Genomic DNA, 23,902 nt, shown 5'->3' on the forward strand with positions numbered 1-23,902 from the left:
CTTCGTCGCGACGGTCTTCAGCGCGAACGCGTCGAACAGCGGCTGCGGCTCGAGCACCGCAAACGCCGCCGCCGGGACGTCCTCGCCGGTGAACGCCGGCAGGTACGTGGCCTGCTGTTCCTCGTTCCCCCACAGCACCAACGCGTTCGACACCGCGGCCGGCGCGAGGCACGCCAGCGCCAGGCCCATGTCGCCCGTCGCGAGGGCTTCCGCCACCAGCACGTTGGTCATCGTCGAACGTTCTGTCGCCACGCCGCCCAGCTCTTCGGGCACGCCGAGCAGGGTGATGCCCAGCTCGGTCGCCGTCGAGAGCAGCTCCGGCGGCGCCTCGCACTTCTCGTTGGCCTCCGCGGCGGCGGGACGCAGGCGCTCGGTCGCGAACTCGCGGACCGTGTCGGCGATCATCCGCTGCTCGTCGGTCGGCGTCAGGTCGAAGACGCCGCTGTCGGACACGGGCGGCAGACGCTTGGCGGACCCCAGCTTGCGCGCGGCCGTGAACTTGCGGGTCGCCGCGCCCGCCGCCTGGAAGCCCGTCTTCGTCGCCTGGTACAGGACCCGGTCCACCGGCTTCTTCACGCCCAGCCGGTCCGCGACGGGGGCGATCCTGTTCAGCACGGACATCACGGCGCCCATGGCGTTCCGCCTGTGCGGCTTGGCGCCAAGACCCTCGCTGGTCGACACCGAACCACCCCTACCTACTCGTGAGTTAAATAACGGTAGCTACTCTAGAGTAGCTTACCGGGAGTAGGGCCACCAGAGGTGACCGCGCTCACGACTGCCAGGGACGCACCCGTTCGAACGCCGCACCCGCGGCCAGCACCCGCGCGTCGGCGTGCCTCGGCCCCACGACCTGCAACCCCACCGGCAGCCCGGCCGACGTGACCCCGCACGGCAGCGTCGCGGCCGGCTGCTGCGTCATGTTGAAGGGGTAGGTGAACGGCGTCCACCCGGTCCACCGCCCGGTCCCGGACGGTGTCTCGACCCCGGCCTCGAACGCGGGGATCGGCACAGTCGGGGTGACCAGCAGGTCGTAGCGCTCGTGGAACTCGCCCATGGTCTTCCCCAGCGCCGCCCTGGTCGCCGTGGCCTCCAGGTAGTCCACCGCCGAGAACCGCGCGCCCTGCTCACACACCTCGCGCAGGCCGGGGTCCAGCCGCGAGCGCTGTTCCTCGGACAACACCGCCGTGGCCGCCGCCGCCCCGGAGAACCACAGCACGTGGAACGCGTCGAGCGGATCGGCGATACCGGGGTCGGCCATCGACACGACCGCACCCAGCTCGGCGAACACCTCGACCGCGGACTGGACCAGCGCGGCGACCTCGGGATCGACCGTCGCGTACCCGAGCGTCGGGCTGAACGCGATCCGCATGCCGGCGACCTCGGGCGCCTCGACGGCCGCGGCGAACGAGGCCGCGGGACGCGGGCCGGCGGACCAGTCGCGGCTGTCCACCCCGGACAGCACGTCGAGCGCGAGTGCGGCGTCGGCGACCGTCCACGACAGCGGGCCGACGTGCGAGAGCGTCCCGAACGGGCTCGCGGGGTAGATCGGCACGAGCCCGTAGGTCGGCTTGAGGCCGAAGACGCCGCTGAACGACGCCGGGATGCGGATCGAGCCGCCGCCGTCGCTGCCGATCGAGACCGTGCCCATCCCGGTGGCCACCGCGACGGCCGCGCCGCCGCTGGAGCCACCCGAGGTCTTCGTCGCGTCCCGGGGATTCCTGGTCACGCCGGTGAGCGAGCTGTCGGTGACGCCCTTCCACCCCAGCTCGGGCGTCGTGGTCTTGCCGAGGATCACGGCGTTGTGCTCGCGCAGCCGGGCGACGGACGGCGCGTCGACGTCCCACAGCTGGTCGGGGTCGATCGTGTGCGAGCCCCGCAGGGTCGGCCAGCCCCTGGTCAGCAGCAGGTCCTTGACCGAGACGGGCACGCCGTCGAGCAACCCGTGCGGCTCCCCGCGCCGCCACCGCTCCTCGGACTCGGCGGCAGCGGCCAGCGCACCCGCGGCGTCCACCAGGCAGAACGCGTTCAGGGAGCCGTTGAGCTCCTCGATGCGCGCCAGCGCGTCCCTGGTGGCCTCGGCCGGGGACAACCGCCCCGCGCGATACCCGGCCAACAGCTCGGTCGCACTGATCATGTCCGCTCCTCACCTAACCGCCGGGCATCGGTCACCACGCTGCGCGGTGGCCGGCCATCGAGGTACCCCGACAGGTTGTCACGAACAGTGCTACCAGTTCCGCCCCTCGCCCCACCACGTCCGCACCCGCGGCACGCCGGCCGAGCGGCGTGACACCTTATATACGGCAGCGTCAGCGCAGCGAGCCGTTACGGAGGAGGTTCGTGTCGAACGTGCCGTTCACTATCGAGGACGCCAGCTCACTCACCCGAGTGTTGTGGCTGCGGGCGTAGCTGCGCAGGGTCGCGAACGCGACCGTGGTGGTCAGTCCGAGGCGTTCGGCCAGCACGCCCTTCGCCTGCTCGACGATCACCCGGCTGTTCAGCGCGTGCTGCAGCTGCACGGCCAGCGTCTCCTGCTGCCGCAGCGCCCGGGTGCTCAGGATCCCGATCGTCGCGACGTCCACGATCGCCTGCGCCAGGCGCAGCTCGGGCTTCTCCAGCTCCCTCGGCACCGTGTCGAGCAGCGTCAGCGACCCGATCAGCTCCTCCCGCCGGCGCAGTGGCAGCACGTGCACCGCCGCGAAGCCGGCCCGGCGGGCATCGGCCACGTACCTCGGCCAGCGGTCGCGTTCCTCGCTCAGGTCCGAAATCGTGAATTGTTCACCGGTTCGGGTGCAGTCCAGCCAAGGACCCTCCTCATATCGCTGCGCGGACAACTCCAGGTGGGCCACCCGTTCGCTCGATCCGACGACACCGTGACCGATCAGGAACACGCCGGCCGCGTCGACATCGAGCAGCCGAACGCAACGATTCACCAGCAACCGGAGAAAGTCGTCGACATTGAACTCGGGGGACAGCGTGTCCGCGAGCTCAACGAGTGTTTCTGCCAGTTCCTCCGCTGGCTTGCTGGTCACGACGTAAGACTACGGCCGAATGATCAGTCTCGGGGCGAACTCGGCATGGCGGGGACCACCATTTGACGAAAACTCACCCGCAGCCGTATCCCTTTTCCAATTCGCATGCAAACCATGATCATTACTACCTGCTACACACCGCATCGGCATCGGCACGCTCCGAAAGACGCATACTCAGAGTGGTTGTGGTGGTGATCTGACAGCAATGTCGAACAGGGCCCTTGGACCCTGTTGGTTGACGGTTGAATTTACGAGTATCACTCACGTGCGGGAGTCGCTTAGCGTGGAGGCCTCGTGAGTGCGCAGGTAATGTCAACGGACGCCACTGAGATCTTTGCTCGTCTCAAGAGTGCGGCGTTCCATGAGCTGGTCAAGTCGTCCATGGCGGGGGAGCAGGAAGCCGTGGCGACGCTGTTCACGTGGATCAGACCGGCCATAGTTCGTTACTGTCGGTCACGGATCGGTCGCAGTGGTTCAGCCTATTCGTCGGCGGACGATGTGGCACAGGAGATCTGTATGGCCGTCCTGGGCGCCCTGGCGCGCTACGGCGACGAGCCCGAGTCGTTCCTCCCCTTCGTGTACGGCATCGCCGCGCACAAGGTGGCCGACCACTACCGGCGAGCGGGCCGCGACCGCTCGGACCCGGCCGCGGACGTGCCGGACGGGATCGACGTGGGGGCGAGCCCGGAACAGATCACCATGGCCGCGGACGTGCGGGAACGGCTGGGGGACCTGCTGAAGACCCTGCCGCCCCGGCAGCGGGAGATCCTGGTGCTGCGGCTGATCGTCGGCCTGTCCGCACAGGAGACGGCGAACGCGGTCGGCCTCACGCCGACGGCCGTGCGGGTCACCCAGCACCGCGCGCTCGCCAAGCTGCGCAACGCCCTGACCCCCGCCGAATGGGTCTAACGACCTTCGGCACGCAGGTAGATCTGCACCTCCAGGCGATTCCGCTCGGCCTCCGCCTCGACCTCGTTGACCTCGAGGATCGTGAAGCCAGCCCGCTCGACGAGAAGCGAGAGCTCGTCGGGCGGGTACGCGGTCACCTCGGCCCGCACGCCCATGAAGTTGATCGGGAACCGGTCGAAGTCGCCCAGGACCATGGCGACCTGGAGCAGTTTCGGCCCGCGCAACCGGTCCCGGAGCTGGCTGAGCAGGGGCGGGATCTCCCGGCGCGGGAGCATGATGAACGCGAAGAACGCCACGATGGCGTCGAACTCGCCGAGGTCGGCGAGCTCCCGGATGTCCCGGCGCAGGTAGCACGCGCCGGGGGCGTGCCGCTCGGCGAGCTCCAGCATCACGGCGGACTCGTCGACCCCGACCACCTCGATGCCCGCGTCGAGCAGCTGCTTGGTCGTCGGCAACCCGCTGCCGCACCCGAGGTCGAGGACGCGCGCGGGCGGCGTGAGCCGGCCGATCAGCCAGTCGCCCTCGGCGACCTGCGCGTCCCGCGACACGAACGACTCGTCGTAACGACTACCGATCCGGTCGAAGGGTGGGATGTGCTCCACCCGGCCAGGATGCCGCGATCCGTGGCGGCACGTCCACTTCTACGCCTTGTGGTTCAGCAGTAGGCGGACCGTCAGCTCCAGCCGTTCGGCGACATCCGAGGCGGAGGAGCGGCGGGTGACCCAGGCGACCAGGTTGGACAGCCACACGTCGCCGATCACCCTCGCCAGGGCACGGTCCTCCTCGGTCGGGTCACCCTCGTGCAGTGCGTGGGTGAACATGCGCTCGATCTGCTTGGCGACGGCGTCGACCTCGGCGGCGGCGGAGGCGTCCGCGAACATGAACGCCCTGGTCATCGCCTCGGTGAGGTTCGGGTCGCGCTGCATGGCCCGGGTGATGCGGCCCAGCACGAACAGCATCCGGTCGTAGGCGGTGTTCCCCGGCAGGCTGGCGCGCTCGGTGCGTTCCTGCCCCTGCTCCAGCTCACGCGCGAGGCCCGACACCAGCAGGTGGATCTTCGACGGGAAGTACCGGTACAGGGTCCCCAGGGCCACGTCCGCCTTCTCCGCGACGGCCCGCATCTGCACCGCCTCGAAGCCGCCCTTCGACGCCAGTGCGATCGTCGCGTCCAGGATCCTCTTGCGACGGTCCCGTTGCGCGGCCGAGCCCAGCTCGTCGTCGGTCAGCACGTTCAGCGCGTTCGCGCCGGACGTTCGCGGTCTCGCCATCCTGATACATCCCCTGCTTGGCTGTGTCCCGTCGAGAGAACACGTTCCCACCTGTTCAGGGCAGTGTACGCGACCTTGGTACCGGACATGTTACGTCTGCGGAAGCCCAGAAACTAGAACGTGTTCTATACTTGCGAGCGTGTCTTTCGAGGCTGCCATCCGCGACGCCGCGACGCGGGCGAACACGCTGGCCACGGTCCGCGCGATGGAGACCGACCCGCAGGCCTGGACCAAGCACTGGACCATGGTCACCGAGCTGGGGCTGTGCACGGTCGTCCAGGACGGCGGCACTCTGGCCGACCAGGCCTCGGCGCTCACGGCCGCCGCCCAGCACCTGGTCCCCGGCCCGGTCCTGCCGGTCGTCCTCGGTGGCATCCTCGGTCTGCCGGAGGTCACGGCGATCACGCTGGGTGGCGCGATCACCTTGACCGGTGATCATGCTACCGGTGCCGCTGAACCCGTACTCGGCACCGACGGTCATGTCCTCTTCCGCGCGGGAGACGTCTGGTGCACGGTCGAGCACCCGGTCACGCCGCTGAACCCACTCGACTTCTCCCGCCCGCTCGGCCGCCTCACGCTCGACGACACGCCGGTGGTCCGCCACGACCTCGACGACGTCGAGCACCTGCTGGCGACGCTGTTCGCCGCCGAGGCGGCCGGCGTCGCGCGCTGGTGCCTGGACACGGCCACGGCGTACGCGAAGATCCGCGAGCAGTTCGACCGGCCCATCGGCTCGTTCCAGGCCGTCAAGCACCTGTGCGCGGAGATGCTGTGCCGCGCCGAGCAGACCGCCGCGCTCGCGTGGGACGCCGCCCGGGCACCCGACTCGCTCTCGGCCCCGGCGGCCGCGGCGCTCGCGCTGGACGCGGCGGTCGACAACGCCAAGGACTGCGTCCAGGTCCTGGGCGGCATCGGCTTCACCTGGGAGCACGACGCCCACCTGTACCTGCGGCGCGCGCTTGCCAACCGCCAGCTGCTCGGCGGCGGCGCCCGCTGGCGCCGCCGGGTCGCCGACCTGGCGCTGGCCGGCGAGCGACGCCGGCTCGACGTGGTGGCCGAGGACCCGGAGGTCCGCGCGGCGGCACGCGAGTTCGCCGCCGGCCTCACCGGGCTGCCCACCCACGAGCGGCGGGAACGGCTCGCGGACAGCGGTTACCTCGCACCGCACTGGCCGCGCCCGTACGGCCTCGCCGCGTCACCGCGCGCGCAGCTCGTGATCGCCGAGGAGCTGGCGAACGCGGGCATCCGCCGACCGGATCTCGTGGTCGGCGCGTGGGCCGTGCCGACGATCCTCACGCACGGCACCGACGAGCAGCGCCGCCGGTTCGTGCCACCGACGTTGCGGGGCGAGCTGCGCTGGTGCCAGCTGTTCTCCGAGCCCGGCGCCGGCTCGGACCTCGCCTCCCTGCGTACCAGAGCGGTTCGCGTGGACGGAGGCTGGCATCTCTCGGGGCAGAAGGTGTGGACGTCGGTGGCCGACGAGGCGGACTGGGCGATCTGCCTCGCGCGCACCGATCCGGCCGCGCCGAAACACGACGGCATCACCTACTTCCTGGTGGACATGCGGTCGGCAGGCATCACACTGCGGCCACTGCGGGAGATCACCGGGGAGGCCCGCTTCAACGAGGTGTTCCTCGACGAGGTCTTCGTACCGGACGACCGCGTGGTCGGCGAGGTCGGCGGCGGCTGGAAGCTGGCCCGCGCGACGCTCGCCAACGAACGGGTCGCACTCGGCGGCGGCTCCTCGCTCGGCGAGGGCGTCGAACGGCTGCTGTCCCTGGTGGGCGACCTCGACGACGGAGCACGCGAACGCGTCGGTTCCCTGGTGACGCAGGGACTCTCGGTGTCCCTCGTGGACCTGCGGGCGACCCTGCGGCAGCTGGACGGCCGCGGTCCCGGACCGGAGTCGAGCGTGTCCAAGCTGATCGGCGTCCGGCAGCGCCAGGACGTCGCCGAGACGGCACTCGAACTGCTCGGCCCGGCCGGCGCGGTGGTCGACGAGGCCACCGGCACGGCCGTGCACGAGTTCCTGCTCACCCGCTGCCTCAGCATCGCCGGCGGCACCACCCAGGTGCTGCGCAACCTCGTCGGCGAGCGGATCCTCGGCCTGCCAAGGGAGAAGCACTGATGGACTTCGCGCTGGACGACACGCGGCAGGCCGTCGCGGACCTGGCCCGGGAGATCCTCACGCGCGAGCGTGACCCGGAGTCGGCGTGGAAGGCGCTCGCCCAAGCGGGTCTGCTGGCCGGCGACGGACTCGGCGTGCTGGAGACGGCCGTGGTGCTGGCCGAGATCGGCCGGGCGGCCGTGCGGCTCCCCGCCCTGAGCACGCTCGCGCTCGGCGTCCTCCCGCTGGGCGCCCACGACCTGCTGGCGCCGGTCGGCGCCGGTGAGCGGCTGCTGACCGCGGCACTGCGCGGTTCGGTGACCGTCACGGGCGAGAACCTGTTGTCCGGCACGGCGATCGGCGTCCCCTACGCCGCGAGCGCGTACCGGGTGCTGGTTCCCGCGGGAGACACCGTGTTCCTCGTCGCGCCCGAGGACACCACGTTGACCCCGACCTACTCGGCGAGCGGCGCCCCCGAGTACACCGTCGGCCTCGACCGGACCCCCGGCGAGCCGGTGTGTGACACCACCCGCCTGCACCGGTACGCGACCGCCGGTGCCTGCGCGTACGGCGACGGACTCCTGGCCGGCGCACTCGACCTGACGGCGGCACACGTCCGCACCCGCGAGCAGTTCGGCAAGCCCCTCGCCACGTTCCAGGCCGTGGCACAGCAGATCGCGGACGTCTACATCGCGTCCCGCACACTGCACCTCGCGGTGTGGTCGGCGATCTGGCGGCTGGCCAGCGACAGGGAACCCGACGAGGACCTCGCCGTCGCCGCCTACTGGCTCGCCGAGGAGGCCATGCCGGCACTGCACACCTGCCACCACCTGCACGGCGGCGTCGGCGTCGACGCCAGCTACCCCCTGCACCGCTACTACTCCGGCATGAAGGACCTCGTGCGCCTGCTGGGCGGCGTCGAACACCTGCTGGCGGCGGTGTAGCCGTGGACCTCGACCTCACCCCCGCCCAGCACGCGCTCGCCCTGGAGCTGCGGGAGTACTTCCGCGACCTGCTGTCCACCGAGGAACGCGCCGCCATGCTCATCGAGCGGCACGGCGAGACGTTCCGCACGGTGGTGCGCCGCATGGGCCGCGACGGCTGGCTCGGTGTCGGCTGGCCGACGGAGTACGGCGGTCGCGGCTTCGGCGTGGTGGAGCAGCAGATCTTCGTCAACGAGGCCGCCCGGGCCGACATCCCGCTGCCGTACGTCACGCTGCAGACCGTCGGCCCGACGCTGCAGGTGTACGGGACGAAGGCGCAGAAGGACCTGTTCCTCCCGAAGATCCTCGCCGGCGAGGTGCACTTCGCGATCGGGTACACCGAACCGGAGGCCGGGACGGACCTGGCGTCGCTGCGCACGAGCGCGGTCCGGGACGGCCACCACTACGTCGTCAACGGGCAGAAGATCTTCACCACCGGCGCGCACGACGCCGACCACATCTGGCTGGCCGTGCGCACCGACCCGGAAGCCCCGAAGCACAGGGGGATCTCCATCCTCATCGTCGACACCCGCGACCCCGGCTACTCGTGGACGCCGATCATCACGTGCGACGGCGCCCACCACGTGAACGCCACCTACTACAGCGACGTGCGGGTGCCGGCGGACATGCTGGTGGGCGAGGAGAACGCGGGCTGGCGGCTGATCACCACGCAGCTCAACCACGAGCGCGTGATGCTCGGCCCGGCCGGGCGGCTCGCCGCGCTGTACGAGCGGGTCCGGGCCTGGGCGGTGGCGCGCGACCTCCTCGACGAGCCGGACGTGCGGCGGGCACTGGCGAAGGCGCGGGCGCACGTGCGCGTGAACGAGCTCCTGAACTGGCAGGTCGCGGCGGCCGGCGCGCAGGTGTCGATCGCGGACGCCTCGGCTACGAAGGTGTTCCAGTCCGACCGCGTGCAGTGGCTCGGCCGCGCGCTGGAGGAGGTCGTCGCCACGCACGGCGACCCGGCCGAGGAGTCGACGGGGGAACTCATGCGGTGGCTCGACGTACAGGCGAAACGCAACCTGGTGCTCACCTTCGGTGGCGGGGTGAACGAGGTGCAGCGCGAGCTGATCGCCGTGGCCGGCCTGAACCTGCCGAGGGTGCCGCGATGACCGGCATCGAGGAGGCCGCCCGGGAGCTGATGGCCCGCGGCGAGTCCGGCAGGCGGTTCGGGCGAGACCCCGTGAACCTGCCGATGGTCCGCAACTGGCTGGAGGCGCTGGGCGACGGGAGCACCGCCTACACGGAGGTGGCGCCGCCGGCGATGGCCCAGGTGTGGACCATGTTCGGGCTCAACGGAGCCCGGTCGGACGACGACCCGCTGGGCACCATGATCCACGTGCTCGACGACGCCGGCTACACGTCCATCGTGGCCACGAACAGCGAGCAGACCTACCACCGCTACCTGCGCTACGGCGAGGAGGTCGCGCTGTCGTCCACTGTGGAGAGTGTGGTCGGGCCGAAGAAGACCGCGCTCGGCGAGGGCTGGTTCGTGACCACCCGCAACGTCTGGTACGTCGGCGACGAGCCGGTGGCGGAGATGATGTTCCGGGTGCTCAAGTTCGCGCCGAAGCCGGCCGCGGCGCCGGCACCGCCGCTGATCCGCCCGATGGTCAACCGGGACACGGCGTTCTTCTGGGAGGGCACGGCACAGGGCGAGCTGCGGATCCAGCAGTGTGGCGGCTGCGGCGCGCTGCGGCACCCGCCGGGGCCGATGTGCCCGCGGTGCAACGAAACCAAGCCGGGTCACCTCGTCGCGAGTGGACTGGGTGAGATCTACAGCTATGTGGTGCACCACCACCCGCCCGTGCCCGGGCACACGCTGCCGTTCGTGATCGCGCTCGTCGAACTGGAGGAGGGGGTCCGGTTGCTGGCCGAACTCGTCGACGTCGACCCGGAGGAGGTCGAGGTCGGACTGCCGGTGCGCATCGACTTCGCACGCGTGGACGACGAGCTGACGATGCCCGTGTGGCGGTCGCGGTGATCGCCGTCGGAGACGAGCTTCCGCCGCTGGAGCTGGACATCACGCCGACGTTCGTGGTCAGCACGGCCATCGCCACGCGGGACTTCCAGGAGGTGCACCACGACCGGGACCTGGCCGTGGCACGGGGATCGAAGGACATCTTCCTGAACATCCTCACGGACACGGGCCTGGTGCAGCGGTTCGTGACGGACTGGGCGGGTCCTTCGGTGCTCGTCCGGAACATCTCGATCCGCCTCGGCGTGCCGTGCTACGCCTACGAGAAGCTGACGTTCACCGGCCGCGTGGCCGCCCGGGAGGACGGCGAGTACGTCATCGAGGTGGTGGCACGCAACAGCCTCGGCGACCACGTGACCGGCACCGTGCGGATCGAAGTGCCTATGAGCGGGGCCTGCGAGGGGACGTCGTGAGCGGCGTGAGCGGCGCTTGCGGAGCGAACCATGGGCACCACGCCGACGAACGGTGTCACCGAGCCTGCGAGGGGGCAGCGTGAGCGGCGTGATGGACGCGGCGATCGTGGGTATCGGTGCGACGGAGTTCTCCAAGGACTCCGGCCGCAGTGAGCTGCAGCTGGCCGCGGAGGCGGTGCGGGACGCGTTGGCGGACGCGGGTCTACGTCCGTCCGATGTGGACGGGCTGGTCACGTTCACCATGGACGCCAACGCGGAGATCGCGGTGGCCCGCGAGCTGGGCATCCCGTCCCTGTCGTTCTTCTCCCGCGTCGCGTACGGCGGCGGCGCGGCCTGCGCGACGGTCCAGCAGGCGGCGATGGCCGTCGAGACCGGGATGGCGTCGGTGGTCGTGTGCTACCGGGCGTTCAACGAGCGGTCGGGCAGCCGCTTCGGCCGCGTCCAGACGGCGGCGGCGGCCGCCCCGACGTCGTCCGGCATCGACAACAGCTGGCACTACCCCATGGGCCTGGGCACCCCGGCCGCGACGGTCGCGATGTTCGCCCGCCGCTACATGCACTCCTACGGCGCGACCAGCGAGGACTTCGGCAGGGTGGCCGTGGCGGACCGCCGCCACGCGGCGACGAACCCGAAGGCCTGGTTCTACAACCGCCCGATCACCCTCGATGACCACCAGGCGTCCCGCTGGATCGCCGAACCGCTGCGCCTGCTGGACTGCTGCCAGGAGAGCGACGGCGGCGTGGCCCTGGTGGTGACGTCCCGGGCGCGGGCCGCGGACCTGCCGCACCGGCCGGCTCTCGTGGCGGCCGCGGCGCAGGGCTCGGGCCCGGACCAGTTCACGATGAACAGTTACTACCGGGAGGACCTGACGGGTCTACCGGAGATGGGCGTGGTGGCACGGCAGCTGTGGGCGAGGTCGGGCCTCGGGCCGGAGGACATGTCGGTGGCGGTCCTGTACGACCACTTCACCCCGTTCGTCCTGGTCCAGCTGGAGGAGCTGGGCTTCTGCGGCCGGGGCGAGGCCCGCCACTTCATCGCCGACGGCGCCCTGGAGCTGGACGGCCGCCTCCCGACGAACCCCCACGGCGGCCAGCTGGGCGAGGCCTACATCCACGGCATGAACGGCATCGCGGAGGCGGTCCGCCAACTCCGCGGCACGGCCGTCAACCAGGTCCCGGACGCGACGAACGTACTGGTCACAGCCGGTACGGGTGTCCCGACGAGCGCACTCGTCCTGTCCACTGCCTGACAACCGTCAGGTAGGCACCGGCGCGTGCCGGTCGAGGAACTCGTCCAGGTGACGCCATGTCGTGGCGCGTGCTCGGCGACCCGCCAGCACGCCGAGGTGGCCGCCCGGCGCGGTCTCGAAGCGGACCTCCGCCGCGTTGTCGAGCACGTCCACCAGCCGGCGCACGGCACGCTGTGGCGCGATGCTGTCGCTGGTCCCGGCCACGACCAGCACCGGCGCCTTCACCGCACGCAGGGAGATCCGCCGCCCGCCGAAGTCGACCTCGCCGTTCGACAGGTCGTTCGACCGGAAGAACCGGTGGTACATCTGGCCGAACGTCCGCCCCGGGTACGCGACCATGTTGTCCGTGAAGCGGTCCACGGCCTCGATCTGCGCCAGGAAGTCCCGATCGTCCAGGTGGGACACGATGGCGTACGGCTTGGTCACGACCTTGTCGATGGCCGACAGTTGGAAGACCCGCTTCACGATGGCCCGCGGCGCGCCGCCGAGCACGCGGTAGACCGGCGTCAGGATCCAGCCGCGGGTGAGGTCGGCGAGTGGCTTGATCGGTGCCACGAGCGGGATCGCGGTCATGTCGATGGGCGCGGCGACCGTCGCGATCGACGCGATCGGGAGGTCCGCCTGGTCGGCGTGCGTCAGCAGCGACAGGATCCCGCCGAGGCACCACGCGACCAGGTGCACCGGTGCGCCGCCGGCGTCCCTGCTCACCGCGCGGACGGTCCTCGGCAGCACCTCGTTGATCCAGTGCTCGAGGCCGAGCCCGCGGTCGGAGAACCGCACGTTGCCGTAGTCGACCAGGTACAGCCGCCGCCCCCGCTCGACCAGGTGCTCGGCGAGGCTGCACCCGCGCCGCAGGTCGAAGCAGAACGCCGGCACCGCGAGTGGCGGCACGAGCAGGACCGGCTCGCCGTCCCCGGCGCCGGTGAAGCGGTAGACCGACCGGTTGGGGCCCTTGTCGATCAGCACGCGCGGCATGGGTCGCAGGTCGGCCACGCCGCCGCGCAGGAACATGTCCAGGGCGTTGGTCGTGGCGGCGGACAGGCGTTCGGTCGGGCGCATGGCGCCATAGTGCCGCCTGCTCCGCCGTTTGTCGCATAACATGCGGTGCATGCCAAGTGACCGCCCGAGTTGGGCGCCGGAGTCGATCGATCTCGACCGCCCGAACGCCGCGCGCATCTACGACTACCTGCTCGGCGGCGCGGCGAACTTCGAGACCGACCGGGTGTTCGCCGAGAAGCTGCTGGAGATGATGCCGGGGGCGCGGAACGCGGCCAGGATGAACCGGGCGTTCCTGCGCAGGGCCGTGAAGTTCTGCGTGTCGGCCGGGATCACGCAGTTCCTCGACATCGGGTCCGGTGTGCCCACCGCGGGCAACGTGCACGAGATCGCACCGGACGCGCGGGTGCAGTACGTCGACAACGAGCGGGTCGCGGTCACCCACAGCGAGCTGCTGCTCAAGGACAACCCGAACGCGTCGTGCATGCTCGGTGACCTGACCGACCCCGAGCCGATCCTCGCCGCCTCCACGCTCGACTTCTCCCGGCCCGTCGCGCTGCTGATGGTGGCCGTGCTCCATTTCATCCCGGACGAGGCGCACCCGTACGAGGCGGTGGCGCGGTTCCGGTCGGTGCTCGCCCCGGGGAGCTACCTCGTGCTGTCCCACGGCGTGGAGCGCCCGACGAACAAGGCCCCCGCCGAGGTGGACCAGCTGTACGAGACATCGGCCAACCCCGGCGTGCGCCGGCACGAGGCGGACGTCAGGAAGTTCTTCGACGGCCTGGAGTTCGTCGAGCCGGGGCTGGTGTGGACACCCGAGTGGCGCCCGGAGTCCCCGGACGACGTGCTCGACGACCCGGCGTCCTCGCTGGTGATGGCCGGCGTGGCACGCAAGCCCTGAGCAGGCAGTCCTCGGGGGTGCCCCGCGGGGAGTTCAACGTCCCGAGAGGCACCCCCGGGGCACGTCACCAGTCGGGGCGCAGCGGCATGTGCGAGTCCGTGCCGTCCAACTTCACCGCGAGCACCTGGTGGAGCTCGATGTTGTTCATCTCGAAGCCCAACCGCGAACCCGCCATGTACAGGCGCCACACCCGCGCCCGCTCCTCGCCGACCTCCTCGACCGCCTCGTCCCAGTGCTCGTCGAGGTTGGCGCACCACGCGGTCAGCGTCTTGGCGTAGTGCTCGCGCAGGTTCTCCTCGTGCCGCACCTCGAAGCCGTTGTCGTGGATGGCCGAGATGATGTGGCCCGGTCCGAGCAGCTCACCGTCCGGGAACACGTACCGGTCGAAGAAACCCTTGATCCGCGCGGGACGCCGGTTGTCCGGCCGCGTGATGCAGTGGTTCAGCAACCGCCCGCCCGGGCGCAGCTTGTCATACAGCGACCGCACGTACGAGGGCAGCGCGGCCTCGCCGATGTGCTCCGTCAGGCCGATGGAGCTGACCGCGTCGAAGCCGCTCTCCGTGACGTCGCGGTAGTCCAGGTGCCGCACCTCGGCCAGGTCCGACAGGCCCGACTCGGCGATCTTCTTCTGCGCCCACTCCGCCTGCTTGCGGGACAGCGTCACACCGAGCGCGCGCACGCCGTAGTGCTTGGCCGCGTGCATCACCATGCCGCCCCAACCACACCCCACGTCCAGCAGCCGCATCCCCTCGCGCAGCCCCAGCTTGCGGGCGACCAGGTCGTGCTTGGTCCACTGCGCCTCTTCCAGCGAGGACGCCGCGTCCGGGTACACCGCGCACGTGTACGCCATCGACGGGCCCAACACCCACTCGTAGAAGCGGTTCGACACGTCGTAGTGGTGCGTGATCACCTCCTGGTCACGCCGCCTGGAGTGCCGGCGGCCGTGCACCCGCGCCTCCCCGGCCGGCCTGGGGACCGGCCACCACAGCCGCGCCGCGCCGAGCCGCAGCGCCACCTGCGCGAACACCTTCGGGGAGACCTGACCGACGACCGTCGAGACCGCCATGTTCTTCAACGCCGTGTACATGTCGCCGTGGATGTCCAGCGTGCCGCTCACGTACGCCCTGGCCAGTCCCAGCTCGCCCGGCGCCGACGCGAGGTGGGACAGCGCGAGCGGCGAGCGCACGTCGATCCGCACCGGCGCACCCCGGTCTCCCGTCCGGCTCCCGTCGTACGCGGTGAACTCCAGTGGCGCGCTGCGCCCCACCGCACTCTCGATGACCTCCGCCAACCGCATGGTTCCTCACTCCTCCCCTGTCACTGGTTTCGCACGCACTTCGAGTACAGGTCCGGGAGCCGGCCGTGCGGGTCGTACGCCTCTTTGAGCTTCCGGTAGGTCTCTCCGTCGTATGCCGACCAGAACTCATCCTCATCGAAGTAGGAAGTGGAGTACAGCGACTTGTGGCCGCCCAACTCGGTGACCTTGCTCTCGATGAGCCTGTTGTGCGTCCCGTCCGCCTCGCCCGGTCCCAGCGGGACGGTCGCCCAGAATCCTACGTTCACGTACAGCTGGTCCGGGTCCATCGGGTAGAGCGACCAGGACGACCGCAGCTTCAGCGGGCACAGCCACACCGGGCTGATCCCGATCTCCTTCGTGAAGAAGTCGAGGAACGCGTCGAGCTGGGACACCGGCAGCTCCACGTCCTGAATGACCGGTTCGGGCGGCGTCTCCTTCCGCAACTTCGCGAACCGGGCGTACAGCTGGTAACGCCGGTCCAGCGCGATGATCTTGCGATACACATCGGACCGCAGGTACCGGCGTGGCCACAGCCGCCGCACGACCGGGTTCTGCACGCCGAGCGCCTTCGAGCACCAGAACCAGTCGGTGTCCCAGCGCCACAGGTAGTCCCGGATCGTGAGGTGGTCGGTCATGCGGTCGCGGATGGACCGGTAGAAGATCCGTTGCCCCGTGTAGTCGGACAGCTGGGGCGCGGTGTCCGTGTAGCCGCCGAGTGTGAGGTACAGCTCGTCGCGGCTGAACATGACCCCGTCGAGGAAGTCCACACCTTCCTCCCGGTAGGTCCGGTTGGCGCAGATCTCCTCGATGGCGGCGGCACACGCGGCCGCGTCGGTGAACCGGACGTGCCGCAGGCGCACGAACGGCTTGACCTGCTCCAGCTCGATCCGCAGCCGCAACGCGTAACCGAGGGTGCCGTAGGAGTTGGGGAAGCCGCGGTACAGGTCCGCGTGCTCGTTGTCCGGCGTGACGTGGATGACCTCGCCGTCCGGCGTCAGGACGTCCATGTCCAGCACGGACTCGTGCGGCATGCCGTTGCGGAACGACGTCGACTCGATGCCCAGCCCGGCGACGGCGCCACCGAGCGTGATGGTCTTGAGCTGCGGGACCACGTACGGGATGAGGCCGTGCGGAAGGGTCGCGTCGACCAGGTCCTCGTAGGTGGTCATGCCGCCGACGTCGGCGGTGCGGGCGTCGGTGTCGACGTCGAGCACCCCGGTGAACGCACTGACGTCGATGCCGGCGCGGCCGGGTGGTTCGCGGAAACGGAAGAGGTTCGAGGTCGGCTTCGCCAACCGGATCGGTACTCCGGCGGGCCGGGCGACCAGCTGCGCACGCAGGTCGGCCACGGCACGGTCATGGGCAGTCCGTGCAGGTGAGCGGGTCACGCCACGATGTTATCCCTGATTCGCGTGCGTGACCCGTCGGCTCACACCACCCTCTGGTACTCCTCGAACAGCTCCTTGACATACGCGAGGAAGAGGCCCGCGATCCCGAACACGCCCGCGACGGGGTGGAGCTGGGCGAAGCCGTAGGCCATCTCGCTGCCCCTGTGCGACGGCGCCGACTCACTCACGTCGGTGAACCAGTCGTAGAACGGCACCCGCGCCCCGGCCAGCTCCGGGTCGATCAGCGGACCGTAGAACGCGAGGAGGTCCAGCGCGACGGGCCGGTTCCGCAGCGCCCACCGGTAGACCTCGGAGAACTGGTAGAACCGCCACTCCACCGCGGTCGCCGGGACGCCGCGCGCCTCCGCGACCGCGTTGCCGTACTCCGTGGACGCCTGCTCCGCCTCGCTCCACGCGCGGTCGTGCGCGGCGCGGGTCGCCAGCTGGCCGGTCGACAGGCGGGTCAGGTAACTGGCCCACTTCGTCGCGCCGGGGTTGCCGCCGGTGTCCGCCGACCGGCCCAGCGCGATGGCGATGCCCCGCTGGACGCCCTCGACGATGCCGGCGTCCACATAGGACACCCATGTGTCCGGCGCTCCGAGGTGTTGCTCGACGAAGAACGTGATCACACCCTCGATGTTGCGCCAGCGGTCGGTGGCGCCGAGTGCGGCCGCGGGGCCGGACTCCATGTCGCGCACGAACTCCAGGCGTTCCGGCATGGACATCTGGTTGATCTCGTCGAGCGAGCAGGTCAGGGTGGCGGTGCAGTCCGGCGCCGCCGCGACGGGGGTCGCCAGGCCGATCAGCAGCGCCGCCACCAGTCCGATGATCCTCATATCCTGCCCGCCACCGGAATCGTGACCGAGGACCGGCCGGGGTTGACGGTCAGCCGCGTGCCGGGCAGCGGGCGCAGGGTGAAGTTCATGTCCGTCGACACGACCACCAGGCCGATCCGGTGGCCGGCGGGGAACACGTAGTCGTCGGGCTGAAGCGGCCAGGTGAACGTGTACTCCCGGCCCTGCACGATCGGGATACTGCGGTCGCGGCCGTCGCGGTTCTGCACGTCGGTCCAGCCACGCGTGACGGTCGACGCCGTGCCGTCCGGGCCGTAGTCGACGAGCAGGGCGGTCAGGTTCGCCGCGTACCGGTTGTCGACGGAGGCCCGCAGCGACACCGACGGGGTGCCACTCAGGTGGGTGGGACCCGACAGCGGAGCGGACAGGTACGCGAGGCGGTTCGGGTTCGCCGCGCCGGGGTTGGGGACCAGCGAGACGTCGGTGTCGAGCGTCCGGCCGGAATCCACGAACGACTGACGCGGGCCCCCACCCAGCCGGGTGAGGCCGCCCGGATCGGTCGCGTTCGGCGACGACAGCCTGAGCGTGGTGTCCCGTGCGCCGGGCACCGGCCAGTTGGCGTACTTCTCGTACGTGCCGTCCGGGCGCTGGATGTCGGCCCTGGGCTCGGCCATGATCCCGTTCTGGACGCCGAACAGCCAGTAGTCCATCCACCGGTTGAGTGTCGGCTGGAAGTCGGACGCGCCCGTCGGGCCGCCGTGACCGCCCTTGTGCAGCCAGATCTTGCGCGGCACGTTGTAGCGCGTCAGCTGCGCCCACCACGACGCGTAGGCCGTGGACATGACGTTGTAGTCCTCGAGGCCGTGTACGACGAACACACTCGCCTTGACGCCACGCGCGCGGTGCAGGTAGTCCCGCTCGTTCCAGTACGCGTTGTAGTCGCCGGTCGTCCGATCGGCGTACTGGAGCAGGGCGTCGGTGATGTGCCGGCACTTCTCGACGCGGTCGGGACCCTCGACGTAGTAGGCCAGCACGTCCAGGTCCTCGCCCTGGAAGTCGTTCTCGCCGAGGCCGGACACGTTCGAGTGGGGTGCGCGCACGAGGCCGTTCGCCCGGTAGTAGTCGTACCAGCTGGCGATGGCGGAGGTCGGCACGATCGTGCGCAGGCCCTCGACACCGGTCGTGGCGACCTGGTTCGGCAGCGTGCCGTTGTAGGAGGTGCCGACCATGCCCACGTCGCCGGTGGTCCAGTCGGCGGCGACCGGTTCGCCGGCCTCGTTGAACGCCTGCGCTCGGCCGTTCAGCCAGTCGATCACCGCCTTCGTGGCGAGCGTCTCCTTCATGTCACCGATCGTGGGACACCCGTCGGAGTACCCGGTGCCGATGGACTCGCCGAGCACCACCGCGTACCCGCGGGGCACCCAGTAGTTGTCCAGCGAGCCGGGCAGGTCCGGTTGCGGTCGGGCGCCGGCCGGGGTGCCGGCGGCCCGAACCGCGAAGGGCTGGATCCCTTCCTGGGGTAGGACGGAGAAATCGACGTTGTGGTTCTCCCCGCCGCCGGTGTTGTAGCGGTACGGGCTCTGCTCGAAGATCACCGGGACCTTGATGCCCCGCGTCTCCGTCTCCCCCGGCCGGGACAGCCGGATGCGCACCCGGTCCTTCACTCCGTCGAGGTCGCTGTCGACCGTGGTCTGCACGAACAGGGTCTCCTCGACCGCGTTGGCCAGGTCGAACTGGGGCGCGGAGACCCCGTTCTCCAGCTTGAGCCAGGACGGCGGTACCGGCCGGTCAGACCGCACCGGCGTGGCCTCGGCGGGCGTGATCACGCTGAGTGGCAACACCACCGTGAGCGCGAACATGAGGAGCCGACGGGAAGTGCGCATCGTGCCTCCGTACATGGGCAGGGCGGAAAGCGCTGTCATAGTACGGCCAAAGCAGGCGTTACCGCAGTCCCAGCTCCCGCGCGATGAGCATGCGCTGCACCTCGCTCGTGCCCTCGCCGACCTCCAGGATCTTCGCGTCGCGGTAGAACCGGCCGACCGGGTACTCGTTCATGAAGCCGTAGCCGCCGAAGATCTGCGTCGCCTCGCGGGCGTTGTCCATGGCCGCGTTGGAGCTGACGAGCTTCGCGATCGCGGCCTCCCGCTTGAACGGCTCGCCGCGCAGCATCTTGGCCGCGGCCGCGTAGTACGCGAGGCGCGCGGTGTGCGCCCGGGCCTCCATGTTGGCGATCATGAACTGGATGCCCTGGTACTCGCCGATCGTGCGGCCGAACGCCTCCCGTTCCTTCGCGTACCGCACGGACTCGTCGACGCACCCCTGCGCCAGCCCGACGCCGACCGCCGCGATCGCGATCCGCCCCTCGTCCAGGATGGACAGGAACTGGGCGTAGCCGCGGCCCCGCTCGCCGAGCAGGTTCTCGACCGGTACCTGGCAGTCCACAAAGGACAGCTCGTGGGTGTCGGAGCAGTTCCAGCCGACCTTGGAGTAGCTCTTCGACACCGAGAAACCGGGCGTGCCGCTCGGCACGATGATCGCCGAGATCTCCTTGCGCCGCTGATCTGTCCGACCGGTGACGGCGGTCGCGGTGACCAGCCCGGTGATGCGGGTGCCCGAGTTCGTGATGAACGCCTTGGAGCCGTTGATGACCCAGTTGCCGTCCCGTTCGACGGCGGTGGTCAGGGTCGCGCCGGCGTCCGAGCCGCCACCCGGCTCGGTGAGCCCGAACCCGCCGAGGATCTCGCCGGAGCACAGCCGGGGCAGCCACTCCCGCTTCTGCTCCTCGGTGCCGAACCGGTAGATCGGCATAGTGCCCAGCGAGACGCCGGCCTCGACGGTGATCGCGACGGACGAGTCGACGCGCGCCAACTCCTCCAGCGTCACGCACACGGCGAGGAAGTCGCCGCCCATGCCGCCGTACTCCTCGGGGAACGGCAGCCCGAACAGGCCCATCCGCCCCATCTTCGCCACGATCTCGTACGGGAACTCGCCCTTGTCGTACAGGTCGCCGATGACGGGCGCGACCTCCTCGTGGGCGAACTCCTCGACGGTCTTCCGCAGGGTCTCGTGCTCGTCGGGTAGGCGGAAGTCAATCATGGCTGCTCCTCTTGTGGGGTCACCACGGCAAGGGGTTGGTTGAGCGCGACCTGTTGTCCCGCGCGCACGTTCAGCTCCGTGACGACGCCGTCGACCGGCGCGGTCACGGTGTGTTCCATCTTCATGGCCTCGACCACGACCAGCGGTGCGCCGGCCGTGACCGTGTCGCCCTGCGCGACCTTGACCACCAGCACGGTGCCGGGCATGGGGCTGGTGACCGGGCCGCCGCTGACCGTGCCGGCGGCCGCGCTCTCCAGCAGCGAGTGCTCCTCGACCGCCCAGGTGTGGCCGCCGGCGGCGAGCCACAGCGTGTCGCCGTCCCGTGCCCGCAGGAAGGTCGTGACCCGGCCGCCGTAGGTCACCTCCAGCCGGTTCCCGTCGCGGCGCGCGGACACCCGCACCGGGTCCCCGTCGTCCACGGTGACCGAGGTCCCGGTCACCCGCACGGTGACCTGCCGCTCGCCACAGGCGAACCGGAACGGGACGGCCGCCGGACCACCGAGCCGCCAGCCGTTGGCCAGGTCCCACGGGTCGACGACGGCACCGGTGGGCCGCAGGCCGATCAGCTCGTCCAGCGCGGCGGCGGCGAACACCACGTCCGGCACCTCGGTGGCGGTGAGCGCGTCGAGCTTGCGTTCCACCAACCCGGTGTCGAGCCGCCCGGCCACGACGTCCACATCGGACAGCAGCGCACGCAGGAAGGCCACGTTGGTGCCGAGCCCCAGCACCGCGGTCTCGCCGAGCGCCGCGTGCAGGCGGCGCAGCGCGGACTCCCGGTCCGGCCCCCACGCGATCACCTTGGCCAGCATGGGGTCGTAGCTCGACCCGACCACGGTTCCCGCGCGCAGCGCCGAGTCCACGCGCACGCCGTCCGGTTCGACGACCGCCAGCACCCGGCCGCCGGTCGGCAGGAAGCCGTGGGCGGGGTCCTCGGCGTAGACGCGGGCCTCGACCGCGTGCCCGTCGAAGGCCACCTCGACGTCCAGCGGCGACCCCGCGGCGAGGAGGACCTGCTGTTCCACCAGGTCGACGCCGGTGACCAGCTCGGTCACCGGGTGCTCGACCTGCAGCCGGGTGTTCATCTCCATGAAGAAGAACTCGTCGGGCCGGTCGGTCGACACGATGAACTCGACGGTCCCGGCACCCGTGTAGCCGACGGACCGCGCCGCGTCGGCGGCCGCGGCACCCATGCGTTCGCGGGTCGCCGCGTCGAGCAACGGCGACGGCGCCTCCTCGATGATCTTCTGGTGCCGCCGCTGCAGGCTGCACTCGCGCTCGCCGAGATGGATGACGGTGCCGTGCGCGTCCGCGAGGACCTGGATCTCGATGTGCCGCGGGTTGGCCACGAACCGCTCGATCAGCAGCGTGTCGTCGCCGAAGGCACCGCGGGCCTCGCGCCGCGCGGACTCCAGCGCCGCCGGCAGGTCGGCCGGGTACTCGACCCGCCGCATGCCCTTGCCGCCACCGCCGGCCGAGGGCTTGACCAGCACCGGATAGCCGACCTCGGCCGCCGCCGCGACCAGGTCCGCGTCGGACATGCCCAGCTCGTTGCGGCCCGGCACGACGGGAACACCGGCCGCGCTCACCGTCTGCTTGGCGCGGATCTTGTCGCCCATGGCCTCGATCGCCGACGGCGGTGGGCCGATGAACACGACGCCGGCCTCGGCGCACGCCCGCGCGAACGCCGCGTTCTCCGCGAGGAAGCCGTAACCGGGGTGCACGGCCTCGGCACCGGTCTCCTTCGCGGCCGCGACGATGTCCTCGATGGACAGGTAGCTGCCGACCTGGACGGCCTCGTCGGCGGCCGCCACGTGTGCCACGTCGGCCGCCGTGAACACCGCGACCGAGCGGATTCCCATGCGTGCCAGGGTTCGGCAGACCCGGATGGCGATCTCGCCCCGGTTGGCGACCAGTACCGTGCTGAACATGATCACATCCTGAAGACGCCGTAGCGGACCGGTTCGAGTGGCTTGTTCGCGGCGACGGACAGGCCGAGCCCGAGCACCATCCTGGTGTCGAGCGGGTCGATCACGCCGTCGTCCCACAGCCGCGCGGTCGAGTAGTACGGGTGGCCCTGGTCCTCGTACTGCGCGCGGATGGGTGCCTTGAAGGCCTCCTCGTCCGCGGCGGCCCAGTCCTCACCGCGTGCCTCGAACTGGTCGCGCCGCACGGTGGCGAGCACGGACGCCGCCTGCTCGCCACCCATCACGGAGATCCTGGCGTTGGGCCACATCCAGAGGAACCGCGGCTCGTACGCCCGGCCGCACATGGAGTAGTTGCCGGCGCCGAACGACCCGCCGATGATCACGGTGAACTTCGGCACCCGCGCGCACGCGACCGCCGTCACCATCTTGGCCCCGTGCTTGGCGATCCCCGACGTCTCGTAGTCGCGGCCCACCATGAACCCGGTGATGTTCTGCAGGAACACCAACGGGATGCTCCGCTGGTCGCACAGCTCGATGAAGTGCGCGCCCTTGACCGCGGACTCGCCGAACAGCACGCCGTTGTTGGCGACGATACCGACCGGGTGCCCGTGGACGCGCGCGAACCCGGTGACCAGCGTGGTGCCGTACTCCTTCTTGAACTCCCGGAACCGGCTGCCGTCGACGACCCGGGCGATGACCTCCCTGACGTCGTAGGGGGTTCGCGAGTCGGTGGGCACCACGCCGTACAGCTCGGCCGGGTCGACGACGGGGTCCTCGACCGGCGCGACGTCCCACGGCCGCGGCGCGCGCGGCCCGAGCGTGGACACGATGGACCGGACGATCCGCAACGCGTGCCCGTCGTCCTCGGCCAGGTGGTCGGTGACGCCGGACTGTCGCGAGTGGACGTCCCCGCCGCCCAGCTCCTCGGCGGTGACGACCTCGCCGGTCGCCGCCTTCACGAGCGGCGGACCCCCGAGGAAGATGGTGCCCTGGTTGCGGACGATCACGGCCTCGTCGCTCATGGCCGGCACGTACGCGCCGCCGGCGGTGCAGGAGCCCAGCACGGCGGCGATCTGCGGGATGCCGCGCGCGGACATGGTGGCCTGGTTGAAGAAGATGCGCCCGAAGTGCTCGCGGTCCGGGAAGACGTCGTCCTGCCTCGGCAGGAACGCGCCGCCGGAGTCCACGAGGTACACGCACGGGAGGTTGTTGTGCAGCGCGACTTCCTGTGCGCGCAGGTGCTTCTTGACGGTCATCGGGTAGTACGTGCCGCCCTTGACCGTCGCGTCGTTGGCGACGATCACGCACTCGCGGCCGGAGACGCGGCCGACGCCGGTGATGATCCCCGCGGCGGGTGCCTCGTCGTCGTACATCCCGCCCGCGGCCAGCGGTGACAGTTCCAGGAACGGCGACCCCGGGTCGACCAGGGACTCGACCCGGTCGCGCGGCAGCAGCTTGCCGCGGGACGTGTGCCGCTCGCGGGAGGACGCCGGTCCGCCGAGTGCGGCTTGGGCGAGCTTCGTCTGCAGCTCGTCGATCAGCGCGCACATCGCCTCGCGGTTGCGCGCC

General features: G+C 70.6%; 21 protein-coding genes. 8 read left to right on the plus strand and 13 right to left on the minus strand.

All coding sequences use genetic code 11. From position 1 onward, the window contains the following. From ACJ73U_RS08520 to ACJ73U_RS08530, 3 genes are all read right to left on the minus strand, one after another. The coding region (locus ACJ73U_RS08520; protein ID WP_407776994.1) for an acyl-CoA dehydrogenase family protein at positions 1-681 on the minus strand (681 nt) is incomplete at its 3' end. 88 nt (positions 682-769) lie between these two features. Continuing rightward, complete coding sequence (locus ACJ73U_RS08525; protein ID WP_407776995.1) at positions 770-2,134, minus strand: amidase; 1,365 nt, start codon at positions 2,132-2,134, stop codon at positions 770-772. Positions 2,135-2,306: 172 nt separating this feature from the next. Beyond that, entirely contained in the window at positions 2,307-3,029 is a 723-nt protein-coding gene (locus ACJ73U_RS08530) for an ANTAR domain-containing protein (protein WP_407776996.1), read from the minus strand. Positions 3,030-3,338: 309 nt separating this feature from the next. Between ACJ73U_RS08530 and shbA the strand changes: the two genes are divergently transcribed. Beyond that, positions 3,339-3,938 (plus strand): RNA polymerase sigma factor ShbA, encoded by a 600-nt coding sequence (gene shbA / locus ACJ73U_RS08535; RefSeq protein ID WP_407777012.1) that lies wholly within the window; start codon positions 3,339-3,341, stop codon positions 3,936-3,938. Here the strand turns inward: shbA and ACJ73U_RS08540 are convergent. Together ACJ73U_RS08540 and kstR are read right to left on the minus strand one after the other, a co-directional pair. Next, complete coding sequence (locus tag ACJ73U_RS08540; protein ID WP_407776997.1) at positions 3,935-4,540, minus strand: class I SAM-dependent methyltransferase; 606 nt, start codon at positions 4,538-4,540, stop codon at positions 3,935-3,937. The genes shbA and ACJ73U_RS08540 overlap by 4 nt on opposite strands. Positions 4,541-4,579: 39 nt before the next feature. After that, positions 4,580-5,206, minus strand: a complete 627-nt coding sequence (gene kstR / locus ACJ73U_RS08545) for a cholesterol catabolism transcriptional regulator KstR (RefSeq protein WP_407776998.1) — start codon at positions 5,204-5,206, stop codon at positions 4,580-4,582. A 205-nt stretch (positions 5,207-5,411) separates the two neighbouring features. On the opposite strand from kstR, the gene ACJ73U_RS08550 reads away from it, so the two are divergent. The 6 genes from ACJ73U_RS08550 (at position 5,412) to ACJ73U_RS08575 (ending at position 11,936) form a co-directional block, all read left to right on the plus strand. After that, the gene (locus tag ACJ73U_RS08550) at positions 5,412-7,334 is read left to right on the plus strand and encodes an acyl-CoA dehydrogenase family protein (RefSeq protein WP_407777013.1); all 1,923 of its coding nucleotides are present in this window, start codon (positions 5,412-5,414) and stop codon (positions 7,332-7,334) included. Then, a complete protein-coding gene (locus ACJ73U_RS08555) occupies positions 7,334-8,257 on the plus strand; it encodes an acyl-CoA dehydrogenase family protein (RefSeq protein ID WP_407776999.1) in 924 nt (307 codons plus the stop codon). Before ACJ73U_RS08550 ends, ACJ73U_RS08555 begins: the two co-directional genes overlap by 1 nt. Before the next feature lie 2 nt (positions 8,258-8,259). Continuing rightward, positions 8,260-9,408 (plus strand): acyl-CoA dehydrogenase family protein, encoded by a 1,149-nt coding sequence (locus ACJ73U_RS08560; RefSeq protein WP_407777000.1) that lies wholly within the window; start codon positions 8,260-8,262, stop codon positions 9,406-9,408. Continuing rightward, positions 9,405-10,280 (plus strand): bifunctional MaoC family dehydratase N-terminal/OB-fold nucleic acid binding domain-containing protein, encoded by an 876-nt coding sequence (locus tag ACJ73U_RS08565; protein WP_407777001.1) that lies wholly within the window; start codon positions 9,405-9,407, stop codon positions 10,278-10,280. The genes ACJ73U_RS08560 and ACJ73U_RS08565 overlap by 4 nt, the downstream gene beginning before the upstream one ends. After that, positions 10,265-10,687: a MaoC family dehydratase gene (locus tag ACJ73U_RS08570; RefSeq protein WP_407777002.1), complete on the plus strand. Its 423-nt coding sequence runs from the start codon at positions 10,265-10,267 to the stop codon at positions 10,685-10,687. The genes ACJ73U_RS08565 and ACJ73U_RS08570 overlap by 16 nt, the downstream gene beginning before the upstream one ends. A 91-nt stretch (positions 10,688-10,778) precedes the next feature. Further along, on the plus strand, positions 10,779-11,936 hold the full coding sequence (locus tag ACJ73U_RS08575) for a lipid-transfer protein (protein ID WP_407777014.1): 1,158 nt from the start codon (positions 10,779-10,781) through the stop codon (positions 11,934-11,936). A gap of 6 nt (positions 11,937-11,942) precedes the next feature. Here ACJ73U_RS08575 and ACJ73U_RS08580 read toward each other — a convergent pair whose 3' ends face one another. Continuing rightward, on the minus strand, positions 11,943-12,995 hold the full coding sequence (locus ACJ73U_RS08580) for an alpha/beta fold hydrolase (RefSeq protein WP_407777003.1): 1,053 nt from the start codon (positions 12,993-12,995) through the stop codon (positions 11,943-11,945). 49 nt (positions 12,996-13,044) lie between these two features. Here ACJ73U_RS08580 and ACJ73U_RS08585 point away from each other — a divergent pair, with 49 nt between their 5' ends. Then, complete coding sequence (locus ACJ73U_RS08585; protein WP_407777004.1) at positions 13,045-13,833, plus strand: SAM-dependent methyltransferase; 789 nt, start codon at positions 13,045-13,047, stop codon at positions 13,831-13,833. A 64-nt stretch (positions 13,834-13,897) separates the two neighbouring features. On the opposite strand, the gene ACJ73U_RS08590 is transcribed toward ACJ73U_RS08585, so the two are convergent. From ACJ73U_RS08590 to ACJ73U_RS08620, 7 genes are all read right to left on the minus strand, one after another. Next, positions 13,898-15,130 carry a class I SAM-dependent methyltransferase gene (locus tag ACJ73U_RS08590; RefSeq protein WP_407777005.1) on the minus strand — a complete coding sequence of 411 codons (1,233 nt, stop codon included), beginning with the start codon at positions 15,128-15,130 and terminating at the stop codon, positions 13,898-13,900. 20 nt (positions 15,131-15,150) lie between these two features. After that, positions 15,151-16,518: an FAD-dependent oxidoreductase gene (locus tag ACJ73U_RS08595; protein ID WP_407777006.1), complete on the minus strand. Its 1,368-nt coding sequence runs from the start codon at positions 16,516-16,518 to the stop codon at positions 15,151-15,153. Between the two features lie 41 nt (positions 16,519-16,559). Further along, positions 16,560-17,354 (minus strand): hypothetical protein, encoded by a 795-nt coding sequence (locus tag ACJ73U_RS08600; RefSeq protein ID WP_407777007.1) that lies wholly within the window; start codon positions 17,352-17,354, stop codon positions 16,560-16,562. After that, positions 17,351-19,195 carry a Xaa-Pro dipeptidyl-peptidase gene (locus ACJ73U_RS08605; RefSeq protein ID WP_407777008.1) on the minus strand — a complete coding sequence of 615 codons (1,845 nt, stop codon included), beginning with the start codon at positions 19,193-19,195 and terminating at the stop codon, positions 17,351-17,353. The genes ACJ73U_RS08600 and ACJ73U_RS08605 overlap by 4 nt, the downstream gene beginning before the upstream one ends. A gap of 58 nt (positions 19,196-19,253) precedes the next feature. Then, positions 19,254-20,408 carry an acyl-CoA dehydrogenase family protein gene (locus ACJ73U_RS08610; protein WP_407777009.1) on the minus strand — a complete coding sequence of 385 codons (1,155 nt, stop codon included), beginning with the start codon at positions 20,406-20,408 and terminating at the stop codon, positions 19,254-19,256. Beyond that, positions 20,405-22,336 (minus strand): biotin carboxylase N-terminal domain-containing protein, encoded by a 1,932-nt coding sequence (locus ACJ73U_RS08615; protein ID WP_407777010.1) that lies wholly within the window; start codon positions 22,334-22,336, stop codon positions 20,405-20,407. The genes ACJ73U_RS08610 and ACJ73U_RS08615 overlap by 4 nt, the downstream gene beginning before the upstream one ends. Positions 22,337-22,338: 2 nt before the next feature. Then, positions 22,339-23,902: carboxyl transferase domain-containing protein (locus ACJ73U_RS08620; protein ID WP_407777011.1), on the minus strand; the 1,564-nt coding region annotated here is incomplete at its 5' end.

The organism is Actinophytocola sp. (assembly GCF_045807065.1).
GTDB lineage: Bacteria > Actinomycetota > Actinomycetes > Mycobacteriales > Pseudonocardiaceae > Actinophytocola.